Origin of the sequence: Nostoc sp. EspVER01 (assembly GCF_034530635.1) — a bacterium.
In the GTDB taxonomy this organism is placed as follows: Bacteria; Cyanobacteriota; Cyanobacteriia; order Cyanobacteriales; family Nostocaceae; genus Nostoc.
Window position 1 is genome coordinate 1 of sequence record NZ_JAVRCS010000033.1, and the last position, 18,365, is coordinate 18,365.

Sequence of the window (18,365 nt, forward strand, 5' to 3'; positions counted from 1 at the left end):
TAGAGTTAGTGTAACTAGATATGTAAAGTTTTGTATTAGGATTCAACATTTCTGCGTCCACCTTGATGTTCTTTTAGATAAGAGTCATTCCAAACTGTATTTTTTCCTAATGTCTCTACATCATCCCATCCAGTCTCTGCAAACTCAAAGTCACTGACAAATTCTCCACCCCAGTTTTCATAGAAACGATAAACGGCAATCCGTTCGACTCGGAGTAACTTGCAAGTTTCTTTAGTGGCTGTACGAAAAATTGTTTCTAATTCAAGAGAAGCTCGAATTTTGCTAATAACTCGGTAAAGCGCCCTTTCTTGCTCTTCTAGCTGCTGAATCTGAACTTGTTTATCATAGAGTTGAGTTTCTAAATTACTAACACTAGGCTGTCCTAAAAGCTTACAGAGTAGATTAGCAGATGCTCTCGTAATAATACGTAAACTTGTGTACAACATTATAAGTATAATTTCAGTAATATTTTCAAGATGAAAAGATACAGCTACAACGATATAAAAACGTAGTTTTTCTTAGTTTATAACCATTATCGCGAAACTTTGTTACGCGATCGCTTCTCTTCATCTGACTTTTGCCATTAAGTCTTAAAAAGCGTTCTCACAAATAATTTTGGATAAAGTACTGTAAATACAGTACAGTAATTATCATTATCGCCAAAGTATCTGATAACTGAAAATATGAGATAAAAAAGTATTGTAAAGATAGAAGAAATTTGTAAAAAGTAAAGCTCAATTCTTAGATAAATTCAGTTATCAAACAAGATAATCAAATTCAGTAGACCGAAAAATTCTGCGATTGACAAAGATCAAGCAGATGACCCAATTAAATATTTTTCTGCAAAAGATAATCAAAATTTAGAGTAGTCAAGGGCAAAAGATCGCCAGTCCTCAAGCTTGATTTGTCGCCTTACCCCGCAACCACTTTTCAAACATCCTTTTAAGCTCTTACGGATGGACTGTTACCAAAACTGAGCTGCAAATTACTCAATCCATGATGATGTCCGCATCAGAGAGAACATCTTGGATCTGGTAAGCTGTTCCACATTTAAATTGCATAAACTGGGCGGGCAAGATGCCCACCCCACAAGAGTTATAGCAGTTGCCAAAGCCGTTAGGACAGTTTGCGGGAAATGCGTCTTCAACAGCGTACTTTGTGATTTTATTGCTGTCCTAAGCTCCCTGTCCGTTGCTATATATTTAATTCGATTATGCAAATGAGATGTTTTTTAGCTTATTATCCTAAAAGAATATGAAAAAGCACCCCAAATAGCCAAATCACTACCATCCCAAAGGCGCGATCGCTATATTGAGCCACTTAGCTTGCAGAGTCTTAAAGCTTAATCAGTCACACTATCCGCAGGTAGAAAGTCTTTGAGCGTTTCTGCCTCACCAGCTTTCAGCACTGGGATCGAAAGGGGTACTGAACTAGCGATCGCAAATAACTGTTCTAGTTGACTCAAACCTGTCAAGCCACCACATAATAATACTTGGTCGCCGACTCGCAAATCCATGCCGCCATCAGGATAGCGGATAAATTTACCATCTCGCCGGATCGCCTGTACCTGTACTCCAAATTGCTTGGCGATATCTAAATCTGCAAGGGTTTTACCTAGTGTTGGTGCATCTGCATTGACTGTAACCCACTGACAAGCACTATTTTCTCCGGGAACAGCCGCTTGTCCCTTGGCAAATTCTGCCAAAGCTGCTAGTTCTTCATCAGCCCCTACTACTAACAAGCGATCGCCTTCTGCCAATTTGGTTTGATTGTTGGGATAATCAATTTCTTCGCCGTTAGCGCGGCGAATCGCCATCAAACTCACTCCTGTTAAATAGCGCATATCCGCTTCTTCTATGCTCATACCAATTAAGGGCGAATTGGATGGTAAAGGATACCAGCGCTGATTTAAATCGCGCGTAGCTTGGCGCAAATCACGAGCAACTTCAGTTGCAGAGCGCTCTGGGCGCAAATCTAAGTAATGATCGTTGCGGATTTGCTGCATTTCTCGTTGTACGACAGGTGGCGACAACAAGCCTAAGCCAGTTAATAAATAGGTTGCCATTTCTAAGCTGGCTTCAAACTCTGGTTGCACAACTTCCCTGGCTCCCAATTGATACAGCACCTCAATATTTTTATCCTGGGTAGCACGGACAACCAAATCTAATTCTGGGCACAATTCCAAAGCGCGTTTCAAACAAAGACGGGTACTCATAGGGTCAGGAAGTGCGATCGCCATTCCTTTGGCGTGATTCACCCCGGCGGTTTCCAGAACGTGTAAACTGACGCAATTGCCATAAACATAAGATACCCCAGCCTCACGCAACTGCTGAATTCTACTCTCTGATTGGTCGATAACTACCACAGGTAGGTCATGTTGCTGCAACAACTTCACCAAATTCTTGCCGACTCGCCCATAGCCACAAACAACTACATGGTCTTTGAAGGGCAAATCTTCCGATACATCCCGCGCCTCATCTTCTTCTAAGTACGGTTTCAACCAGGGCATTGATTCGGCAAAGTTAAATAAAAATGGCACTAACCGCAATACAAAGGGAGTAAGCATCAGAGTAACTGCGGTGGTTCCCAAAATTAATAAGTATATTTGTCGAGACACCAGCCCCAAAGACTGCCCTTCACTAGCGAGAACAAAGGAAAATTCCCCAATTTGCGCCAATCCTAAACCGGCAATTATGGCTGTTTTCAAAGGATAGCGGAACAGTTTCACTAAGGGCGTGATAATCAAAAATTTACCCAAGAAAACTAGTGTCACCAATCCCAAAATTAATTCCAGGTTGTTCCACAAAAACACTGGGTCAATTAACATCCCAATGGCGGCAAAAAACAAACTGGCAAAGATATCTCGCAGTGGTTCGACATAAGTCAGGGTTTGGTCGGCGTACTCTACCTCAGAAATCATCAAACCCGCGACAAATGCCCCCATTTCAATGGACAGTCCCAAATGCTCTGTCAACAGGGCAATGCCCAAACACAGGGCTACAACCCCTAATAAAAATAGTTCTTTACTTTCGGTACGGGCTAGCAGTTGTAACAAAGGCGGTATCAGCCAAATCCCCACAGCTACAGCCCCAGCAGCAAATAAAGCAATCGAACCCAACGCTGTTAGGACAGCAATGCCAATAGTTTCTGCTGGTTGGTTGAGGGCTGGTAAGACTGCTAACATTAGTCCCAGTGCCAAGTCCTGGACAACTAAAATTCCGAGCATCACTTGCCCGTGGGGCGTTTCTGTTTCATTGCGCTCCATCAAGCACTTGAGGACAACTGCTGTGGAAGACAGGGACAGAATACACCCCAAAAACATCCCCTTCGCAGGTAAGGCTCCCCAGGCTCCGCTTAACCCGCAGACTAAAACTGTCACTAAAATCGTCAAAGCAATCTGGAGTCCACCTCCACCAAGAGCGATCGCTTTTACCTTCTTGAGTTCCGCAAAGGAAAATTCCACACCCAAGGCGAATAACAAAAAGGCTACCCCGAACTGTGCCAGAGTCTCTACTTGAATCAGTTCTTTAATCAATCCCAGTCCCGTTGGCCCAATGACTATCCCGCCAATAAGATACCCCAGCAGCACGGGTTGTTGCAAAAGTGCCGCCAATAGTCCGCCACAGGCTGCAACGCCTAGAACTAAAACTAAATCAACAATTAACCGAAAATCTTCTTGCACCAGTTTTAAAAGAACTATTAAGACCTATTAATTCAGGATACAAAGTTTTACGATCTCAAACAGCTTGTTTGCTAAAGGGGTGACAAAATTTGCATATTGGGCATTAAATTTTAGGCGAACCGAGGGCATTCAATAATAGCAGCGACCACGGCAGTTTAATATCAGGTATGAGCCATGAGTACTTTCTCAGTAGAGGCAATGCAGCCGGCAGCACAAAACGCAGAGAGCGTAGGGATGCGGGCTGATAGCCATTTTCATCTACAAGATTATATTTCTTAGCCAGTTCAGCAACAATCTGTACACGCCCTGTACGGCGGATTATATTTGGCTCACCAGCAAGTGCAGCGATCGCTCGTCCAGTAAATAAGGGAGTTTCCCAGTTGTAGCGATCGCTTAAAAATGAGAAATTATTTTCAGTAGCATTGGTTTGATTCATTTCCGAAGCAAAACGGGAAAAAAGCTCAGTACCAACAATACCTGGCCAAATTGAAACAGAAGTGACATTATAGGGCTTTAACTCAACAGCCATATTAGCAGCTAGGCGATCGCAAGCTGCTTTACCAACACCATAAGCTGTATCAAAGATATAAGACATCCCACCCCATGAGGAAATGGTGCAAATGAGTCCAGAGTTACGCTTAGTCATCATCCGAGCCGCAAAAACACTCGCAACATAGTGGCTGCGAAGCCCAACGTTGTTGCTAGCATCCCAAAGACTTGGTTCAGAATCCCAAAAGGGCTGTCCCTGAGCGTCTTTTAATGCCTGAACTCCTGAGTAAGCATTATTTACCAGTAGGTCGAGTTGGCCATTTTGCTCATCTTGAATGCGATCGAAAAGCAAACGCACCTGCTCATCCTCGCTGTGGTCGACTTGGACGGGAATGCATACACCACCGACTTCCTCAATGGCTGATTTCGTTTCACTAAGACTTCCTGAAACCCCATCATTAGAGGAGTTGAGGCTGCGACCAGTGATGTATACAGTTGCACCTGCTTCACCAAGGCCAATGGCAATTCCCCTACCAATTCCCCGCGTAGCACCTGTTACTAAAGCCACTTTACCTTCAAGATGTTTCATGAGCGCTCATTTCTAATCTTTTAGCGTTAAATATTGATTATTACAATATTCTTTCGTAGCTGTGACTGAAACAACTTCTATTTCTATCGGTTTTTCTTTAGTTCCGTCGATCAGAAACTCACTAGCCCCTTCACGAGGTTTTTTCGGATTTCCCCAATCATAGGTGTAACCTAAACCTGTCCAAGGATAATTTTCTTGACTAGCAACGGCATAAGAACTTGTGTATATCTCTTGCAAAATCGGATAACTAGCAGGAATCGGTATATTAAAAACATTACAACTAGAATCATTAATTTCTGGATCGACACATGGTCTACTTAAATCCTCAGCTTTCACCCACATTTCGACAAAATGCGTCTTATTTGAATTTCTATTTAAAATTAAGCCTAAATACTGCTGTAACCTCAGAGAAAGCATAATATTACCGGGAATATCTATACCGATCCCCTTACAATTTTGACAAAATTCCTTAACTTGAGGAACGGCTGTTAACCAAGTCCGTGCTTCTATACTTTTTTTTGTACCTACTTTCCAATCCTCGGTTGGGTTTTTGACATATTTCCAACTCGCCATCAGATATTCAATTTTGCCGTTATTTGCTCTCCACTTTATTTGAGGATTAGTTTTTGACAATGACCAAAGATTTTTTATTACTTTCTCTTCACTGGGTCTTTTTGCATCCTCAATAGCTGTATCTAACTGCCTTTTTAGAGCTTGATAACTTTCTGGTTTATTTTTCTCCAGATACTCATTGACATTTGGATTAGTTTCTAATTGCGCTAATAAATCATTTCTGAGGTTTGATGTACTCTGTATGGGAATTTCTGTAGCTAGCAAACTGGAATATCCGACTGCCAAAAATGCGCCTGTCAAGCCTAAAAATACTTGAGTCTTTAATTTTCTCATTAAAATAATCCTGTGGATTTCAATCGGGTGAATATTACATCCTGGGTTAAACCCAAAGATTGAATCTGATTTTATATTTATGTTTGGCTGAAATGCTATTGTGCTTAATATTTTTAATTAACTTTATCTGTATAAAATTAATATCTATAGGAATCCTAAATCATTTGCGATCAACAAGATCCCCGACTTCTCAAAGAAGTCGGGGATCTGCGGGTTCAGTATTTGTTACTCAGCACTTTTTTTTCAGGCTGACATATCTGCGACAGGAAGCGATCGCAGTTGAATATAAGATTACGTATAATTACTTACGAAACACAGCCATTTTCAAAGAAATCGACTATACTCTACGGATACACCAATGCTCATTAGTGTTACCTTGCAAAATCTTACAACGCAACACTAACAATCAATCTCCTGCAGAAAACATTGTTTTCTCGTTTACATGAGGGGTCTAACCCTCTATTTATCATCTGTATTCACCACTGGGAAGGGGTTTTGGTCAAGCCATGCTTGTTGGTAATCAGCTTGAGCGTTTATTCACAGGATGACGCTGGCTAAACAAGCGATTAAACTATGGATAATGTCGAGCAATTGTTGCTTTTAACACCACTTACATAAATTTAATCTCATTGTTAAATCTAAAACCTCATTCTGTTATATAAAATACCAGTTATGTCAGCGTATCAAGGAAGTTGTGGGGAGACCACTGATGTGATTATTAGTGTTCACAACCAAGAAAACCTCGAATTACCAGCAAAATCTGCTCCTGTGGGTGCTCTTGCCACAAGACAAGGAACTTTTTCTACGTTTCTTGCTCCCCTGACTCAGGATACTTTTAAACAGGTGGTTCAGGATGTTGAGCAAAAATTACAGATTGTTCATCAAACCCTATCAATGCTCGATTCTCAGGGGTTTGAAACCATTCTGCAAGAAATGTTGCATTCGATTACCTTGAAAACCGGGGAATTACTGGGGGCAGACCGGACGACGATATTTTTATTGGATGAAGAAAAGCAAGAACTTTGGTCAATTTTAGCTGAGGGTGAGGGCGGTCGCTCTTTAGAAATTCGCATCCCGGCTAATAAAGGCATTGGTGGTGAAGTTGCCACTTTTAAAGAAGTTATTAATATCCCCTTTGATTTCTATAACGATCCGCGATCGCATTTTGCCCAAGAACAAGAAAAGAGAACTGGCTATCGCACCTACACCATGCTAGCTTTGCCACTCTTAAATGAACATGGGCAATTAGTTGCAGTAGTACAATTACTGAATAAATTAAAATCTAAAAATAATCACGATGCTCCACTTGCAGAGCGCATTGATACTAAAGGTTTCACCAGTGCTGACGAACAATTATTTCAAGAATTTGCCCCTTCGATTTGCCTGATTTTAGAGTCCTCGCGCTCTTTTTATGTAGCTACCCAAAAACAAAGAGCAGTGGCGGCGCTGATGAAGGCGATTAAGTCTCTCTCTCAAAGTAGTCTCGACTTAGAAGATACCCTGAAACGGGTGATGGATGAAGCCAAAGAACTGATGAATGCCGATCGCAGTACACTATGGTTGATAGACCGCGATCGTCATGAATTGTGGACGAAAATTACTCAAGATGATGGTTCAACGAAAGAGTTGCGAGTCCCCGTAGGTAAAGGTTTTGCTGGCATAGTCGCGGCTTCTGGCAAAAAGTTAAATATTGGCTTTGATTTGTACTACGATCCTGACTCAGAGACAGCCCAAAAACTAGATCAGCAAAATGGCTATCGCACCTGTAGCTTACTTTGTATGCCAGTATTTAATGCCGATCAACAACTGATTGGCGTTACCCAACTCGTAAATAAAAAGAAATCCGGGGATTTTCCACCTTATAATCCAGCTGATTGGCCCAAAGCTCCCGACTGCTTCCAAGCTAGCTTTGACCGCAACGATGAAGAGTTCATGGAAGCTTTTAATATTCAAGCGGGAGTCGCGCTGCAAAATGCTCAGTTATTTGCCACAGTCAAGCAACAAGAACAAATGCAACGGGATATTCTGCGTAGTCTTTCCAATGGCGTGGTTTCCACTGATAAAACTGGCTTAATTATCGCCGCCAATGAAAGCGCCCAACGTTTGCTAGGGCTGGGAGTAGATGACCGTTTAGAAGGTAAATTAGTTACTGACGCGATCGGCATCAAAGAAGGCGACTTTAGCAAGTGGTATCAGGATGCTTTACATGCAGTTGACTTAAAAGGCCGGCAGCAATATTACCCAGATCGCACACTTTTAAGCACTGGTACAGAACAGCATAGTATTAATTTATCGATTAATACAATAGCCGATGCTAGCGACCAAGAGCAAGTCCGGGGGGCGCTGGTGGTGATGGAAGACATCAGTGATGAAAAGCGGCTCAAGAGTACAATGTACCGCTACATGACCCAGGAATTAGCCGAAGAATTGCTGAAATTAGATGATGCTAAACTAGGAGGCGATCGCAAAGAAGTTTCAATATTATTTTCCGATATTCGCGGCTACACCACATTAACAGAAAACTTGGAAGCAGAAGAAGTGGTGAGTATGCTCAATGAATATTTTGAATCAATGGTGGAGGCAGTCTTTAAACATAAAGGCACTCTTGATAAATACATCGGCGACGCCATCATGGCTGTGTTTGGTTCTCCTCTACCATTAGAAGAACACGCTTGGATGGCAGTACAAACATCCTTAGAAATGCGCCATCGCCTACACGAATTTAATCAACGTCGCCATACAGATGATAAGCCCAGAATTAAAATTGGCATTGGCATCAACTCAGATACCGTGATTAGCGGGAATATTGGCTCTAGTAAACGGATGGAATTTACGGCCATTGGCGATGGCGTTAATCTTGGCTCCCGATTAGAAAGTGTTAGTAAACAGTATGGTTGCGATATTATTATTAGCCATAACACTTTTAAACCATGCCAAGAAAACATTTGGGCTAGGGAACTAGATTACATTCGTGTCAAGGGTAGAAACGAACCAGTAGCCATATACGAATTACTGGGTTTGCGTTCAAATCCGATTGAAAGCGAAAAATTGCAAGTGATTGAACACTATCATAAAGGGCGTGAGTATTACCTCCAGCGGCAGTTTTCTCGTGCCAGGGCTGAATTTGCTAATGTTTTGGCAGCAGACAGCCAGGACAAAGCTGCTATGTTGCATCTGTTGCGTTGTCAGCATTGGTTACAATCACCCCCAACAGAATCAGATTGGGATGAAGGAGTCTGGACATTTCAGGAAAAATAACCCTACTGACTTTTAGGTTAGGGCTTGTAACTAATACCAATTTTAAAAAAGATGTACATTAGGGACTTATATCATGTCCGCATAATTAGTTATGCTAACCACAGTCATTGCACCCCACCCCTTAATCCCCTCCCCGCAAGCGGGGAGGGGAGACAAAGCGTAGCTTTGGCGGGGGTGGGGTTCTTCGGGTTTAATAAGCAATCAAGCGGACATGATATTACAAGAAATAATAGCAATTCAATTAATTATTGCAATACATGCTTGGCTAAAGATGCGATTCATCGCGTCTCTACAAATGGTCTATTTGTCGCATTCTTTTTTCAAATTGGTATAAATTATCCAATCTTGTGGGGTGGGCATCTTGCCCGCCTTTGACTATGGGCTATCGTGTCGCCCACCCCACAATAAATAGTTGTATATTTTTTTATTTGGGAATCCCTTAACTGATTATTTGTCACTGTTAACAACTTGTGTAGCAGATTTCAAGTTTGTGAGGTACACAAGCTAAATCTTTTACCCAGGTATAAAGCGTATTTTTCTCCTGAATTCAGAATTATGCTGTATTAATCTGCCTTTATAAGAGAATGATTAATTCTCACTCACTCAGACAATATTCTATAACTATAATGATAGTGACGCAGATAATATTCAACCTTAAATATCTAAAATAATAGGCTGTTTAAATGGAGTGACTTGCTATATTAGGAAATTAAACAATATGTTGAAAAATGACTTTTAGTAAATCTCCTTGTTTAAAAGGCTTAGTTAAATAGCCTGATGCTCTCACCATCTTAGCTTTAGCTCTATCTAGGAATCCTACTTTTTCTGACACCATAATCACAGGTGTATTTTTAAAATATGAGTGTTTACGCAGCAAAGAGCAGAGTTCATATCCATCGAGATTAGGCATTGATATATCCAACAAAATTATGTCGGGTTTTATACGGATAATCTGCATTAAAGCTTTTAAAGAATCAGTGACTCCGATAACGGAAAAGGTTTGCTCATCTAAATAACTTTTAATAGCATTCAATACTGTAGGACTGTCATCAATACACAAGATTGTGTAGATTTTTCTGTCAGCAGGCGGTTGGATGATTTGCTGACCTCTGTGTTCATTAGTATTAATCGAGTAGGTTGCTGGCTTATAGCCGTTTATTTTAGGTAACTTTGGCGTAGTTTTGGCTTTAGATTGTAGCTCATTTATTTGGAAAAATTGTGAGGTATGCGATTGATAATTTGGCGATGTTTGACGATAACCCGCTTCTCTTTCAGAGACGCTAACGCGAACATTTTGGGGCGTTAAACATCGTTCAACTAATAAACGAACATTTAGATGACAAAATTTTGGCATATCATCCAGAAAACTCTCAGGAATAAATTCATAGCTTCCCTCCTCTAAATTCAGAAATGACTCTAGAACTTCTAGCGCCAATTGCTCTATTAGCATTGCTGCTTGAGAAGAACTGATATATTTCTGATTGACTAACCAACAAATAGCCAGATAATCTGGGTTCGGTATTGCCTGATTTTCAATACCAGTTTCAAATATCGCCCGCACCTGATCTTTGATTCCGTCAGGGAGAGTAGAAATTTGCTCGCTCAAGCGTTGCAAATTTCTGTAAAGCGGCTCAAACATTTTCTCTGAGTAGCTGGCATAAATTAGTTTCCCCTCATCTACATATATTGACCAAGAGCCTGATGTGCTAAACACTTGTAAACAACCAGTAACCGACTTACCAGTGATTTTTTTCAACAAAGGTAGGGGCTGGAGCTTTTGGAAAAATCTGTATCTACTAATCGGAAGTGTCTTCATTGCGATCGCTCTGAAATAAAATTAACATTTGCAGGCAAAATTAGTGAATTACCTTTTCGGAATTCACCGTGACTTTGTTGGAAGCACTTTTTAGATAAATATAGCGGTCATATTTGAGTTAGTACAGAGATTCCACACCCCCCAACTCTTAATTCACCAATCTCTGTTAAGCTATAATCCACAACTTACAACTAAACCAATTAATGCTACTGACCAATAGCAAAATTGCCCGACTAGTTGTCAGGATATAGTATTTCAAAAATTAGATTGGTTTTCTGTATCTTTAGCTAATCTAGCCAATCTAACAGTAACTCAAGTGCCACACAAAGACCATTGGCTCTCGCCCATCAGTCACAAAAGTATCATTGTTATCCGTATTTTGTAGCCTAAAATTATAGATACTTTAGTTCTCTTGCAAAAGTTTTTTGTCCCTAATCCTGAATTCTGGAGCGACCAAAATCTACTTTAATGTAAATGTAAATGTTTCTCCATCAAGGTTTATAGGCATTAAGTCCGCGCGGAGGAAGTATGTTTTTATATCCGTGACAAAAGTCGTCGGGTACTTTTTCAAGAAGTTTATTCTTGAGGGTAACTTCACAAGAGAAAAAGTATTATTCAAAACTAAGCATTCCAAAAGTTCAATATCTTACTTAAGTTTGTGATTGTAGAGCAACTCTTAGTCTTGGGATTCGGCAAAATTATCACTTGCACAACAATAATGGTAAACCTCCGGCCAAGAATGAGTTTGCTGATAATTGCCGCCATGATGGTGTGTGGTGAGATGCAGAGGCGACTAAATCAGCAGAAGGGAATCTCTTCATAAGTACTGGAAACGGGTTCTAATGTTGTGTGGGCCTAAATAGTCACCCTGCACAAATTGGAGTGACAAATTCAAGAACTTACAGGAAAATTCTTGATTAGTAGTAGATACCTTGCAAAATAGCTGTTTTCAGCTAGATGGTAGATAACAAGTAACATACTCACTAAAACTTAGGTTACTATAATTTTCAAAAAAAAATAGCAGGAATATATAAACTTCATGATAAATCAGTAAAGTAAACATGAAAACTAATTAATATCATCTTCCAGAAAATTGTTAGAAATATTTATTTTTTTAGATGTCCGGGAAAGCTGAAAATGTACAGTAAAAGATAATTATATGTCTACTGATTGAATCACACTTATAAAAAACTGAATCATTTTATAGTAGCAATTGATCCGAAAAATCCCAAGTTTTAAAAATCACAAATATAAATACAAAATTGTACGCTTAGGCGTAGCCCGTCGTAAACATTACATTTATTAACCCATAAGATTATATGTAGCGAAAAGACGCAAAGAAATTCTTTGCGTCTTTGGCGTGAGATTTATAAGTGGAAATTCTCACCGTTATACTTCTCCATCTACTTAAAACTGCTCCCGCCAGCACCAGCTTAGAAGTGTACCACCAGCTACCAGCTTCACTACTTCCAGTACCCAATAGCTAGCGTGTAATAAATTCATTGTCGACGGAATAGCAGTAGCAGCTTCAAATAGGTTGAGTTGAACTCCTATAGCACACATCTGCGGAGTTAAGAAATAGGTGTCAAGTACAGCTATAGTTAGCAGCAGCACAGATAAAACAATACTACCAATACTCCAGTGATATCGGGTTTTGCTCAAAGCTAGTGCCCCAGTCAGGACTACAGCAGCTGATAATAATTCCATCCGATTAAAGTTCCAAAAAATCGTATAGCCTGCTGTCGTAAAACCAGCTTGACTCATCATCCCAGAAAGATAAAGGCTAGGCATAATTACCCAGTCTAAAACTAGACTAGCACTGAGCCAAAAGCCCAAGGTCAATACGATCGCGGTTTGCCAAATTGGTCGTTTGAATTCTAGGTTAGAAATAGCAGTCATATAAATAATTGCGTGTGTTGTATTTCTTTAGTTTCTAACTTCACCAGCAGTTTGACAACTAATATCAACTAACCTTTACAAAGCGATCGCTCTTATATTCTGAAGTCAATACCAAGATTTTTTAAACTAAGTTAAGAAATCTTAAGTTTTTATAAAAAGTAATTTAAATAGATTTTGTCTGCTTAGAAATATTCAATTTTTTTCTATCGAAATTAACTTGTCAAGCAATATCCGATGTTGAAGCAGACACTTGAGTTATTTTGTACCTCATCTACTTGAAAACTGCTGTATGAAAATTCTTATTTGATTAACTTCATATTGGCTGATAGAGTAACCCAGAATATTCATCCATGAATTATCTCTGGTCCAAGGATAATCCTACCATCACCAACAATCGTATTTTGGAACAAGGCATTGTTAATGTAACCGAAATCACTAAGGTAAGACCCTTTGAGATTGGCATTTTCAAATGTGGCACCAATTATGTCAGCATCAGTCACATTAGCACCCTCTAAATTAGTACCAATGAACCTAGCCAGGCTCAATCTGGCATAACTGAGATTAGCCCCACTTAAATTAGCATCACTCAAATTAGCTGCCAATAGATTAGCTCGACTTAAGTTAGCCCCGCTCAGATTAGCTCCACTCAAGTCAGCCTCTTCCAAATTAATCCCACTAAAATCTCTCTCTCCAGCAGCATAAAGCTTGAGCAACTCTTTAGCATCCATAGCTAACCTAGATTATGCACATTTAAGATAGTAAGCTTCATCAAAACTTAAAAAATTCAAGACACAAATAACTTGAATATTTTTTTGCTGTATGAAATAATCTAAACCTGTTGCTTTTGTTTTGTTAACCTTATCTTAATTCTATACTCTTGCAAATCAAGTGTTTGACATTTAACTTCTTAACCAAATCATCATCAAAGTTAAAAATGATACTCTTTACTGCCCAACGAATACTGAAATATGTTTAGTAAATATCTGGTTGATGCCTAAATGTATGCCTATCAGTCACACACCCCATTTGTCCTTACTAGTAATTTTTACACGAGCAGCAAAATCATACTTTCATAGCAGATATTCAGTTATCCAACAACAATACTTAAAAATCTGCAAGAAGGGTCTTAGATAATCAAGGTAGAAACCCATGACAAACTTAGTTCTTCAAAAATCAAGCTATATTAATCAAATCAAAATTTTATTATTAACATTTTTAATAACAATCATTCCATTTTCTTTAATTTCAATATTCCTGCAATTAAAAGCTAAAGTACCTACAGAAGATTTGACAAGAGATCCATCTGCCATCATGAGTATGCCTTTTTATCTGGGATTTTTCTCAAATATTGGTATATTGCTTTGGTGTTCTTCGGCATCAATATGTCTCTTTAGTTACATGCTACTGAAAAAAGATATTAGAGCTAAAGAATATTCATCATTCTTTTTGTTTTCTGGGCTAATAACCTGTTTGTTACTCTTTGATGACTTTTTCTTAATTCATGATAGTGTTTTTCCTGATTATTTAAATATTAATGAAAGCGCATTTTACTTAATCTACATTGCAATCACCTCAATCTTTTTCCTTAAATTCAAAACAATATTGAAGAAAACTGAATTTCTAATTTTGTTATCTGCTATTTTCTTTTTTGGATTATCAATTGTTTGTGACAATATATTTCCTGACATCCATATTGCCATAGAAGACACGTTTAAGCTACTAGGAATTAGTACTTGGTTTACATATTTTACAAGGATATGCCTACAACGGGTAAGCAGACTTATAAGTTTATCACGCTAATTTTTTTTCACCAATTGTATGTTAGCTTTTGGAATTTATAAATATTAAGATTGTTTAAATTACTTTTTAAATAAATTTTGCCTGTTAGAAATACTCAACTTTTTATATTGTAAAGTAACTAAGCGATCGCACTGGCAAATTCCTTCGTTTGACAGCTATCTAGCACAACAGTAGCGTTGTAATTTTTTAACGCAGATATGATATAAAAACAGCGTGTGTTCCATAATTTCTTAGACTACACCAGTTGCGATCGCATATAGTGGCAATATTTTGCTATATATGTGAATTAGTGTACTGTTGAGTTCATCCGGTAAATCGCGATCTTTTACCCGTGAACCATACACGCAAAAGTGAAACATTAGACTTCTTGCAGAAGTGGGGAAAAGGATAAGGGGTAAAGGGTAAAGGTATAGAATTTTCTCTTACCCTTTAATCTTCCCCCAAAATCTTGGCATTTGTTACTTTTGCAAGATATGGCAACGGACAGGGAGCTTAGGACAGCAATAAAATCATAAAGTACGCTGTTGAAGACGCGTTTACCGCAAACTGTCCTAACGGCTTTGGCAACTGCTATATCTATTGTATGTATGTGCATCTAGAACCAACAAAGCGATGGATTTCGGGCAACGCAACGCATAATTAAATTCGCCAGATGTCTCTTAGATATAGCTACTGCCCAAAATATCTTGTTGTATAAAATATCTATCTTTAGACATATTTTATTGTAGATATGTGGTTATTCAGTACACTTCGCATGGTGGATTGACTGAAATATATTTACAAATGTTATGATTTGTATTACTGTAATGTTATGATTTGTGTTGAACTTTTCAGTAACCTACTAGTAAAATCTTTGCTGGTTCAGCTTGAAAAGCCTTTATTTAGGACTAAGAAAGCAATTTAAGCAAACTTAGAAACCTTTAACACACACAACCGTTCCTTAAAAAAGTTAAATTTTTGTTGCCAGTAACTCAGATATTTAAATTCTGAATTTTCAGGGGTTGCTGAAGTATGTATATTAAATACTGAGCATTAAATTGACTGGAAAAGGAGGTATTTTACTGATGTTATGAACAGAATGCAGTGAGTCATCTTTGTTTTGAGCCATTTTATGGTTTGAGACTAATGCAAAAAACGGCGAGATGAGGATTAATCATGACTGTAATATCAAATGTCAGCCTGGAGATAGACAATGATAAACAATATCAGTAGTTTACTTAGATATGAGTTTTGCAAGGTCTAACGATTGGAAAGTTGTTAGAGACAAATATAGTGGAGTTAATAAAAATTCAGATAAACTTCCTAAAAGTCCACTGTTATTCTGAAGCAAAGAGAGTGTAACGAGTTTAGTAATATAAGGTTTGACACTAATGCTCATAAACAGCGAACTAACGGTTAATCAAGGTTCTAATCTAAAATTGAAGCTGGGAGATCAACGATACAATCATTTATCTCGGTTAGAATTTTTGCGGAATCTTACAGTTGGAAAGCCACTATATTTAGATATAGTGGAATCAATCTGAATTCAGATGAGTTTCCCAAAACAAAAGTCAATAATCCACAGAATAAGAAGGCAAGTATTATTCCAATATATTGCTAGTGTGTATACTTGACTTGTTTGAGGTTATGCCGAATTAAAGGTTAACCCATCTACAGAATTTACTCAAATGAATGGTGTTGTTTAAAAACATTGCCAGTCAGTAATAAGCGTTAGCTTTTGATTGAAAGCTAATTTTGTCCTGTCTTTTATCTGAAAGGGTGAAAAACATGATTGCTTGCTGGCATTCATTAGGGTAAATCGCGATTATTACCGAAATCTCACAATCTTTATAATTGGAATAAGGGCAACACAATGAATAAGGTTCAAGCATCATTTGAAGCTACCGAAACTGCGTTTCACGTGCAAGGTTACGAAAAAATCGATTTTAGCCTTGTCTATGTGAACGGTGCATTTAATATTGAAAACAGAGAAATTGCAGATAGCTACGCAAAATTTGGTCGCTGTCTGACTGTAATTGATGCCAATGTTCATGAACTGTATGGCGATCAGATCAGGTCATATTTTAGACACTATGACATTGAACTGACAGTATTTCCGATCATCATTACAGAGCCAGCTAAAACCCTGGCAACCTTTGAAAAAATCGTTGACGCTTTTTCAGATTTTGGCTTAGTTCGTAAAGAACCAGTCTTAGTTGTTGGTGGTGGTCTAGTTACTGATGTGGCTGGATTTGCTTGTGCTTCTTACCGTCGCAAGAGCAACTATATTCGCATTCCTACCACATTGATTGGTTTAATCGATGCAGGTGTAGCGATTAAGGTAGCAGTTAATCATCGCAAGTTAAAAAATCGCTTGGGAGCATATCATGCACCCTTGAAAGTGATCCTGGACTTCTCATTCTTGAAAACCTTGCCAACGGCTCAAGTTCGTAATGGGATGGCAGAGTTAGTGAAAATTGCGGTAGTTTCTAACTCGGAAGTCTTTGAACTGCTATACGAATATGGCGAAGAACTGCTTTCGACTCACTTTGGACATGTGAACGCGACACCGGAAATTAAAGAGATTGCTCATAAAGTCAACTACGAGGCAATCAAAACTATGTTGGAGTTAGAGACTCCTAACTTGCATGAACTAGACCTCGATCGCGTCATCGCTTACGGTCATACTTGGAGTCCTACCCTAGAATTAGCACCTCAGATACCCCTATATCATGGTCATGCGGTCAATATAGATATGGCTTTGTCTGCAACCATTGCAGCACAACGCGGCTATATTCCCACAGGAGAGCGCGATCGCATCCTAGACTTGATGAGTCGTATCGGTTTATCACTCGATCATCCTCTACTAGATGGAGATTTACTCTGGGATGCTACCCAATCGATAAGCTTGACACGAGATGGCAAACTACGTGCAGCTATGCCTTGTCCGATTGGTGAGTGCTTCTTTGCCAACGATCTAACTCGTGAAGAACTTGATGTTGCTCTGGCTGAACACAAACGTCTTTGTGCTAAATACCCTCGTGGCGGAAAAGGTGTTGACGCATACATTGAAAGTCAAGAAGCCAAGCTAGTGGGGGTGTGAAAATATGACGAGTGTTTTAGGACGAGAAACAGCTAGACCGATAACGCCACACAGTATTTTAGTAGCCCAGTTACAGCAAACCCTCAAATTAGCAGAAGAGAACAATATTCCCGTAGAGATATTAGATTCTTTGCGGCAGGGAGTTCAATTAGCGGCGGGTTTAGATCCCTACTTGGATGATTACACCACGCCAGAATCGAGCGCATTGACAGCATTGGCGCAAAAAACTAGTAAAGAAGACTGGAGCAAACGCTTCAGCGATGGTGAAACAGTGCGTCAACTAGAGCAGGAAATGCTCTCAGGGCATCTGGAAGGACAGACATTGAAAATGTTTGTTCATATCACTAAAGCAAAGCGCATTCTAGAAGTAGGAATGTTCACAGGGTATTCAGCCTTAGCAATGGCAGAAGCATTACCAAGTGATGGGCAACTTATCGGTTGCGAAGTAGATCCTTATGTTGCTGAATTTGCTCAAGCTTGTTTTAGTGAGTCTCCCCACGGCGACAAAATCGTTGTGGAAGTAGCACCTGCTTTAGAGACACTCCACAAGCTGGCTGCCAGAAAAGAAGTATTCGATCTGATCTTCATTGATGCCGATAAAAAAGAGTATGTAGAATACTTCCAGACCATTTTGGATGGTAACTTACTGACTCCCGACGGGTTAATCTGTGTGGATAACACTTTGTTGCAGGGACAAGTTTACCTACCACCCGAACAACGCACCGCCAACGGTGAAGCGATCGCTCAATTCAACCGCGTTGTCGCCGCCGATCCTCGTGTAGAGCAAGTTCTGTTACCCATCCGAGATGGTGTAACGCTAATTAGACGCGTGGCGTAACAAAGT

The 18,365-nt window shown here is 39.3% G+C and carries 12 protein-coding genes; 4 read left to right on the forward strand and 8 right to left on the reverse strand.

Translation table 11 applies throughout. The features are described from left to right. Nucleotides 1–35: 35 nt before the first annotated feature. From RMX69_RS22825 to RMX69_RS22840, 4 genes are all read right to left on the reverse strand, one after another. Nucleotides 36–446: a GAF domain-containing protein gene (locus RMX69_RS22825; protein ID WP_322638794.1), complete on the reverse strand. Its 411-nt coding sequence runs from the start codon at nt 444–446 to the stop codon at nt 36–38. Between the two features lie 896 nt (nt 447–1,342). Next, on the reverse strand, nt 1,343–3,682 hold the full coding sequence (locus RMX69_RS22830; RefSeq protein ID WP_322638795.1) for a cation:proton antiporter: 2,340 nt from the start codon (nt 3,680–3,682) through the stop codon (nt 1,343–1,345). Between the two features lie 103 nt (nt 3,683–3,785). Continuing rightward, complete coding sequence (locus tag RMX69_RS22835) at nt 3,786–4,760, reverse strand: SDR family NAD(P)-dependent oxidoreductase (protein WP_289798642.1); 975 nt, start codon at nt 4,758–4,760, stop codon at nt 3,786–3,788. A gap of 12 nt (nt 4,761–4,772) precedes the next feature. Further along, nucleotides 4,773–5,666, reverse strand: a complete 894-nt coding sequence (locus RMX69_RS22840; RefSeq protein WP_322638796.1) for a hypothetical protein — start codon at nt 5,664–5,666, stop codon at nt 4,773–4,775. Between the two features lie 672 nt (nt 5,667–6,338). On the opposite strand from RMX69_RS22840, the gene RMX69_RS22845 reads away from it, so the two are divergent. Continuing rightward, complete coding sequence (locus tag RMX69_RS22845; protein ID WP_322638797.1) at nt 6,339–8,924, forward strand: GAF domain-containing protein; 2,586 nt, start codon at nt 6,339–6,341, stop codon at nt 8,922–8,924. 709 nt (nt 8,925–9,633) lie between these two features. Here the strand turns inward: RMX69_RS22845 and RMX69_RS22850 are convergent. The 3 genes from RMX69_RS22850 to RMX69_RS22860 all read right to left on the reverse strand — a co-directional run bounded on the left by RMX69_RS22850 (nt 9,634) and on the right by RMX69_RS22860 (nt 13,367). Further along, entirely contained in the window at nt 9,634–10,740 is a 1,107-nt protein-coding gene (locus tag RMX69_RS22850; RefSeq protein ID WP_289798639.1) for a response regulator, read from the reverse strand. 1,407 nt (nt 10,741–12,147) lie between these two features. Next, nucleotides 12,148–12,639 carry a hypothetical protein gene (locus tag RMX69_RS22855; RefSeq protein ID WP_322638798.1) on the reverse strand — a complete coding sequence of 164 codons (492 nt, stop codon included), beginning with the start codon at nt 12,637–12,639 and terminating at the stop codon, nt 12,148–12,150. Nucleotides 12,640–12,983: 344 nt separating this feature from the next. Further along, the gene (locus tag RMX69_RS22860) at nt 12,984–13,367 is read right to left on the reverse strand and encodes a pentapeptide repeat-containing protein (protein WP_322638799.1); all 384 of its coding nucleotides are present in this window, start codon (nt 13,365–13,367) and stop codon (nt 12,984–12,986) included. Nucleotides 13,368–13,788: 421 nt separating this feature from the next. Here RMX69_RS22860 and RMX69_RS22865 point away from each other — a divergent pair, with 421 nt between their 5' ends. After that, nucleotides 13,789–14,439, forward strand: a complete 651-nt coding sequence (locus tag RMX69_RS22865; protein ID WP_322638800.1) for a hypothetical protein — start codon at nt 13,789–13,791, stop codon at nt 14,437–14,439. Between the two features lie 230 nt (nt 14,440–14,669). Here the strand turns inward: RMX69_RS22865 and RMX69_RS22870 are convergent, their stop codons facing one another. Further along, nucleotides 14,670–14,798: a hypothetical protein gene (locus RMX69_RS22870; RefSeq protein ID WP_289798635.1), complete on the reverse strand. Its 129-nt coding sequence runs from the start codon at nt 14,796–14,798 to the stop codon at nt 14,670–14,672. A 1,493-nt stretch (nt 14,799–16,291) separates the two neighbouring features. Here RMX69_RS22870 and RMX69_RS22875 point away from each other — a divergent pair. Both RMX69_RS22875 and RMX69_RS22880 read left to right on the forward strand, forming a co-directional pair. Next, nucleotides 16,292–17,521 (forward strand): sedoheptulose 7-phosphate cyclase, encoded by a 1,230-nt coding sequence (locus tag RMX69_RS22875; RefSeq protein ID WP_322638801.1) that lies wholly within the window; start codon nt 16,292–16,294, stop codon nt 17,519–17,521. 4 nt (nt 17,522–17,525) lie between these two features. Continuing rightward, entirely contained in the window at nt 17,526–18,359 is an 834-nt protein-coding gene (locus RMX69_RS22880; protein ID WP_322638802.1) for an O-methyltransferase, read from the forward strand. Nucleotides 18,360–18,365: the final 6 nt, after the last annotated feature.